This is a genomic window from Streptomyces katrae, from assembly GCF_000966975.1.
Taxonomy (GTDB): domain Bacteria; phylum Actinomycetota; class Actinomycetes; order Streptomycetales; family Streptomycetaceae; genus Streptomyces; species Streptomyces katrae.
This window is the reverse complement of sequence record NZ_JZWV01000044.1, coordinates 1-6,790: the sequence shown is the minus strand read 5'-3', so window position 1 is coordinate 6,790 and position 6,790 is coordinate 1. Positions and strand designations below refer to the sequence as shown.

Below are 6,790 nucleotides of genomic sequence, written 5' to 3'. Positions count from 1 at the left end.
GGCCGCGGACCTCTACCTGCGGGTGCGGCTGGCTCCCCACCCGCGCTACCGGGTCGACGGGCGGGACGTCACCGTCGACCTCCCGGTCACCCCGTGGGAGGCCGCGCTCGGGGCGTCGGTCCCGGTCGACACCCCCGGTGGCACGGCCACGGTGGACCTGCCTCCCGGCTCCTCCAGCGGGCGCAGGCTGCGGCTGCGCGGCCGCGGCATGCCCAACCCGCGGGGGCAGCCCGGCGACCTCTACGCCGAGGTGAAGATCGTCGTCCCGCCCCGGCCGACACAGGCGGAGAGGGATCTGTTCGAGCGCCTGGCGAAGGAATCCCGCTTCGACCCCCGCAACCCTCCCAGCGGAAGGGGATGAGCATCCGTGGCGCACGACCGGAACCGCTACCCGCTCGCCCGCGTGAGCACCGTGTACGGCACGCGCCGGGCCGTCGTCACCGCCGAGGAGTTCGCCGCCGCCACCGGCCTGCACCCCGAGCTGCTGCGCCGCTACGTCACCCTCGGCCTCCTGGAGCCCGACACGGACCCGGCCGGAGGCCTGTGGTTCGGCGCCGGGCACCTGATGCGGGTGGCCCGCATCCAGCGGCTGCGGACCGGCCTCGGCCTGAACTACACCGCCCTGGCCGTCGTACTGGACCTGCTGGACCGCATCGAACAGCTGGAGTCCGCCCTCGGTGGACGGCACCCCGACGTCGACTCCGTACGTGGGAGGTGACACCTCGTGGACATGAACCGACTCACCCAGAAGTCCCAGGAGGCCCTGCAGGACGCCCAGACCAGGGCGCTGCGCTTCGGCCACGTCGAGGTCGACGGGGAGCACCTCCTGCTGGCCCTGCTCGACCAGGGCGAGGGGCTGATCCCCCGGCTGCTCGGTGCCGCCGGAAGCGACCCGGACCGGGTTCGCGCCGCGGTGGAGGCGGAGCTGGGGCGGCGCCCGAGCGTGTCGGGCCCGGGCGTCACGCCGGGCCAGGTGTACGTCACCCAGCGGCTGTCCCGTCTGCTGGACACGGCCGAGCAGGAGGCGAAGCGCCTCAAGGACGAGTACGTCTCCGTCGAGCACCTGCTGCTCGCCCTGCTCACGGAGGGCACCGGCAGCGCGGCCGGCCGCATCCTGAACGAAGAGGGCCTGAGCCGCGAGGGGTTCCTCGATGCCCTGACCCAGGTGCGCGGCAACCAGCGGGTGACCTCCGCGACACCCGAGGCCACCTACGAGGCCCTGGAGAAGTACGGCCGCGACCTCGTCGCCGAGGCCCGCACGGGCAGACTCGACCCCGTCATCGGGCGGGACAGCGAGATCCGCCGCGTCGTGCAGATCCTGTCCCGCAAGACCAAGAACAACCCCGTCCTCATCGGCGACCCGGGCGTGGGCAAGACGGCCATCGCCGAGGGGCTGGCCCAGCGCATCGCCCACGGTGACGTCCCTGAAGGCCTGCGCGACAAAACCGTCTTCGCCCTCGACATGGGCTCGCTCGTGGCGGGCGCGAAGTACCGCGGCGAGTTCGAGGAACGGCTCAAGGCCGTCCTGCACGAGGTGACCGCCGCGGAGGGCCGCGTCCTGCTGTTCGTCGACGAGATGCACACCGTCGTAGGCGCCGGAGCCGCCGAAGGGGCCATGGACGCGGGCAACATGCTCAAGCCGCTCCTCGCCCGCGGCGAGCTGCACATGATCGGCGCCACCACGCTCGACGAATACCGCAAGCACGTCGAGAAGGACGCCGCCCTCGAACGCCGCTTCCAGCCCGTCCTGATCGACGAGCCCAGCGAGGAGGACGCGGTCTCCATCCTGCGCGGCCTGCGCGAACGGCTGGAGGTCTTCCACGGGGTGAAGATCCAGGACAGCGCCCTGGTGGCTGCCGTCACCCTCTCCCACCGCTACATCTCCGATCGCTTCCTGCCCGACAAGGCCATCGACCTCGTCGACGAGGCCTGCGCCATGCTGCGCACCGAGATCGACTCGATGCCCGCCGAGCTGGACGAACTCACCCGGCGAGTACGCCGCCTGGAGATCGAGGAGGCGGCCCTGGCCAAGGAGGACGACCCCGTCGGCCGCACCCGCCTGGCCGAGCTGCGCAAGGAACTGGCCGACACCCGAGCCGAGGCCGACGCCCTGCGGGCCCAGTGGGAGGCCGAACGCCAGGCCCTGCGCAAGGTGCAAGCCCTGCGCGAGGAACTGGAACGCGTACGTTACGAGGCCGAGGAAGCCGAGCGCTCCTACGACCTCACGCGTGCGGCCGAACTGCGCCACGGCCGGCTGCCCGACCTGGAACGGCGCCTCCAGGCGGAGGAGGAGCAGCTCGCCGCCAAGCAGGGCGGCCGCCGGCTGCTGCGCGAGGTCGTCACGGAGGACGAGATCGCCTCCATCGTGGCCCGCTGGACCGGCATCCCCGTCAGCCGGCTCCTGGAGGGCGAGCGGCAGAAGCTGCTGCGCCTGGACGAGATCCTCCACGAGCGTGTCATCGGCCAGGACGAGGCCGTCCAGCTGGTGGCCGACGCCGTGATCCGCGCGCGGTCGGGGGTCAAGGACCCGCGCCGGCCCATCGGTTCGTTCCTGTTCCTCGGCCCCACCGGCGTCGGCAAGACCGAGCTGGCCCGCACTCTGGCCGCGGCGCTGTTCGACACCGAGGACAACATGATCCGCCTCGACATGAGCGAGTACCAGGAACGCCACACGGTCAGCCGCCTGATGGGCGCCCCGCCCGGCTACGTGGGCTACGAGGAAGGCGGCCAGCTCACCGAGGCCGTGCGCCGCAAGCCGTACGCGGTCGTACTCCTGGACGAGGTGGAGAAGGCCCACGCGGACGTCTTCAACACCCTCCTCCAACTGCTCGACGACGGCCGCCTCACCGACGCCCAGGGCCGCACCGTCGACTTCCGCAACACCGTGGTGGTGATGACCAGCAACATCGGCTCCCAGTACCTCCTGGAGGGAGTCACCCCCGACGGCGAGATCAAGGAGGAGGCCCGCGCCGCCGTCATGGCGGAACTACGCGCTCATTTCAGGCCCGAATTCCTCAACCGCGTCGACGACATCGTGCTGTTCAAACCGCTGACCCTCCCGGAGATCGAACGGGTCGTGGACCTGCTCACGGACGACCTGCGCCACCGGCTCGCCGACCGCCGCCTCGGACTGCACCTGACCGAGCCGGCACGCCGCCACATCGCGTCCGAGGGATTCGACCCCGTCTACGGGGCCCGGCCCCTGCGCCGCTTCATCCAGCGCGAGGTCGAAACCCGCATCGGGCGCGCCCTGCTCACCGGCGACGTCACCGACGGCTCCACCGTCACCCTGGACGCCCCCGACGGCCGGCTCACCGTCACCTGGACGGGGCCCGAGTCCGCCCCGCCTCGGGCGGAGGCAGCGTGACCGGTCCCCCTGGGGCCAGCCGGCGTTGCCGTCGGGCGTCGCAGGACGTCTCTCTGGCGTCCAGGACGGCCAGGCCCTGGAGCGCGGTGACGCAGGGCGGCGCCCGGCCGGGCGCGGTTCGCGGCAGGCCGAGAGGCGATCGGCGTCAGGGCTGCGTTAAAGGTGCCCGTGCGCCCGTATGGAGGTCATCAAGGCGTCTTAACGCGGCCCCCGCCGCACGGTTTGCTCTGTCTCGGCCAGTCCGGCCGATTCCATCTCATCACTTCATCAGGAGCTCACGATGGCCGATCTGGCCTTCGTCGTCACCACGGTCGCGGTCTTCGCGCTGGTGGCTCTCATCGCCCGGGGGGTGGCGAAGCTGTGACCGTCGAGAACATCGTCGGCCTCCTCGTCGCCGTCGCCCTGCTCGGGTACCTCGTCCTCGCTCTCGTCAAGCCGGAGAGGTTCTGAGCCGACATGAGTCCCCAGATCGCTGGTGTGCTCCAGCTGCTCGCCCTGATCGCCGCCCTGGCTCTGGCCTACCGCCCGCTCGGCGACCACATGGCCAAGGTCTACTCCTCCGAGAAGCACTACAAGCCGGAAAAGTGGATCTACAAGGCCATCGGTGCCGACCCCACCACGGAGATGCGCTGGCCCGCCTACCTGCGCGGCGTCCTCGCCTTCTCCGTGGTGGGCGTGCTGTTCCTCTACGCCCTGCAGCGGCTCCAGGGCGTCCTGCCCGGCTCGCTCGGCTTCCGGTCGATCGACCCGGACCAGGCCTTCAACACCGCCGCGTCCTTCGTGGCGAACACCAACTGGCAGTCGTACGCCGGTGAGCAGGCCATGGGGCACGTCGTGCAGACCGGCGGCCTGGCGGTGCAGAACTTCGTGTCCGCCGCCGTCGGCATGGCCGTGGCCGTCGCCCTCGTACGGGGCTTCGCCCGCTCCCGTAGCGGTGAACTCGGCAACTTCTGGGCCGACCTGGTGCGCGGCACCGTCCGGATCCTGCTGCCGATCGCCGTCCTCGGCGCGATCGTCCTCGTCGCCTGCGGGGCGATCCAGAACTTCGCCGGGATCCACGAGGTCGGCCAGTTCACGGGCGGCACCCAGCAGTGGAACGGCGGCGCGGTGGCCTCCCAGGAGGTCATCAAGGAACTGGGCACGAACGGCGGCGGCTACTTCAACGCCAACTCCGCCCACCCCTTCGAGAACCCCACCCCCTTCTCGAACCTCTTCGAGGTCTTCCTCATCCTGGTCATCCCCTTCGCGCTCACGCGGACCTTCGGCCGGATGGTCGGGAACCTGCGGCAGGGCTACGCGATCCTCGCGACCATGGCGGTCATCTGGCTCGGGTTCACCGCGCTGATGATGTGGACCGAGTTCGCCCACCACGGCCCGGCCCTCCAGGCCGCGGGCGGCGCGATGGAGGGCAAGGAGACCCGTTTCGGGATCGGCGGCTCGGCGATCTTCTCGGTCGCCACCACCCTCACGTCGACGGGTGCGGTCAACTCCTTCCACTCCTCCTACACCGGACTGGGCGGCGGCATCCAGCTGCTGGGCATGCAGCTCGGCGAGATCGCGCCCGGCGGTGTCGGCTCCGGCCTCTACGGCATGCTCGTCATGGCGGTCATCGCGGTGTTCATCGCCGGTCTCATGGTCGGCCGTACGCCCGAGTACCTCGGAAAGAAGATCAGCACCCGCGAGATCAAGTTCGCGGCCTGCTACATCCTCGTCACCCCGGCACTGGTGCTCTGCTTCACCGCCGCGGCCATGGCCCTGCCCACCCCGCCCCACTCGATGCTCAACTCCGGGGCGCACGGCTTCTCCGAGGTGCTCTACGCCTACACCTCGGGCGCCAACAACAACGGCTCCGCCTTCGCCGGCCTGAACGCGGACACCCAGTGGTACAACTCCACGATCGGCATCGCCATGCTGCTGGGCCGCTTCCTGCCCATGGTGTTCGTCCTCGCCCTGGCCGGCTCCCTCGCCGAGCAGAAGCCCGTACCGGAGACGGTGGGCACCCTGCGCACCGACAAGCCCCTCTACGCCGGCCTCCTCGTCGGCACGATCATCATCATCACCGGTCTGACCTACTTCCCCGCGCTCGCGCTCGGACCGCTCGCCGAAGGGCTCGCATCATGAGCACCGCCACCCCGACCCGCGCCCCGCACCAGGACGTACCCACCGGCCACAAGCCCGAGGGCGGCCGCGTCGGCGGCGGGCTGTTCGACCCGAAGCAGCTGCTGAAGTCCTTCCCCGACGCGGTGAAGAAGCTCGACCCCCGGGTGATGGTCAAGTCCCCGGTCATGTTCGTCGTCCTGGTCGGCTCGGTGGTCACCACCGTCCTCGCCCTCATGGATCCGACGGACTGGTTCGGCTGGGCGATCACCGCCTGGCTGTGGCTGACCACCGTCTTCGCCAACCTCGCCGAGGCCGTCGCCGAAGGCCGCGGCAAGGCGCAGGCCGACACCCTGCGCAAGGCCAAGACCGACACCGTCGCCCGCCGTCTGGCCGAGGACGGCACGACGGAAGAGCAGGTCCCGGGCACCGAGCTGAAGATCGGCGACCTGGTGGTCTGCGAGGCCGGCGACGTCATCCCCGGTGACGGGGACGTGGTCGAGGGCGTCGCCTCCGTGGACGAGTCCGCCATCACCGGCGAATCCGCTCCCGTCATCCGGGAGTCCGGCGGCGACCGCAGCGCGGTGACCGGCGGCACGAAGGTGCTTTCGGACCGCATCGTCATCAAGATCACGACGAAGCCCGGTGAGACCTTCATCGACCGGATGATCAACCTGGTCGAGGGCGCCGCCCGGCAGAAGACCCCGAACGAGATCGCCCTCAACATCCTGCTGGCGTCCCTCACCATCGTCTTCCTGCTGGCCGTCGTCACCCTCCAGCCCTTCGCCGTCTACGCCGGGGCGAAGCAGTCGATGATCGTGCTGACGGCGCTGCTGGTCTGCCTGATCCCGACCACCATCGGCGCCCTGCTGTCCGCCATCGGCATCGCCGGCATGGACCGCCTGGTGCAGCGCAACGTCCTGGCCATGTCCGGCCGGGCCGTCGAGGCCGCCGGTGACGTCTCCACCCTGCTCCTCGACAAGACCGGGACCATCACCTACGGCAACCGCCAGGCCGCCGAGTTCGTCCCCGTCAAGGGCACCACCGCGGCCGAACTGGCCGACGCCGCCCAGCTGTCCTCCCTCGCCGACGAGACGCCCGAGGGCCGCTCGATCGTGGTCCTGGCCAAGGAGAAGTACGGGCTGCGCGAACGCCACCAGGGCGAGCTCGCCCACGCCACGTGGATCGAGTTCACCGCCCAGACCCGCATGTCGGGCGTGGACGTCGACGGCAGGAAGATCCGCAAGGGCGCGGCCGGTTCGGTCATCGCCTGGGTCACCGAGCAGGGCGGGCGGCTCACCGCCGAGTCCGGCTCCCTGGCCGACA

The 6,790-nt window shown here is 70.7% G+C and carries 6 protein-coding genes; all 6 read left to right on the top strand.

Annotated elements, in window-relative coordinates:
- Positions 1–361, top strand: a 361-nt coding sequence (locus VR44_RS02720; RefSeq protein ID WP_045945722.1) for a DnaJ C-terminal domain-containing protein, incomplete at its 5' end; no start/stop codon positions are given.
- A gap of 6 nt (positions 362–367) precedes the next feature.
- Positions 368–718: a chaperone modulator CbpM gene (locus tag VR44_RS02715; protein WP_245691590.1), complete on the top strand. Its 351-nt coding sequence runs from the start codon at positions 368–370 to the stop codon at positions 716–718.
- A gap of 6 nt (positions 719–724) precedes the next feature.
- Positions 725–3,367, top strand: coding sequence for an ATP-dependent chaperone ClpB (gene clpB, locus VR44_RS02710; protein WP_045945721.1), 2,643 nt, complete (start codon positions 725–727; stop codon positions 3,365–3,367).
- Positions 3,368–3,727: 360 nt separating this feature from the next.
- On the top strand, positions 3,728–3,817 hold the full coding sequence (kdpF, locus tag VR44_RS41885) for a K(+)-transporting ATPase subunit F (protein ID WP_045945720.1): 90 nt from the start codon (positions 3,728–3,730) through the stop codon (positions 3,815–3,817).
- Positions 3,818–3,823: 6 nt separating this feature from the next.
- Positions 3,824–5,488 (top strand): potassium-transporting ATPase subunit KdpA, encoded by a 1,665-nt coding sequence (gene kdpA / locus VR44_RS02700; RefSeq protein WP_045945719.1) that lies wholly within the window; start codon positions 3,824–3,826, stop codon positions 5,486–5,488.
- The coding region (gene kdpB, locus VR44_RS02695; protein WP_045945718.1) for a potassium-transporting ATPase subunit KdpB at positions 5,485–6,790 on the top strand (1,306 nt) is incomplete at its 3' end. The genes kdpA and kdpB, both read left to right, overlap by 4 nt.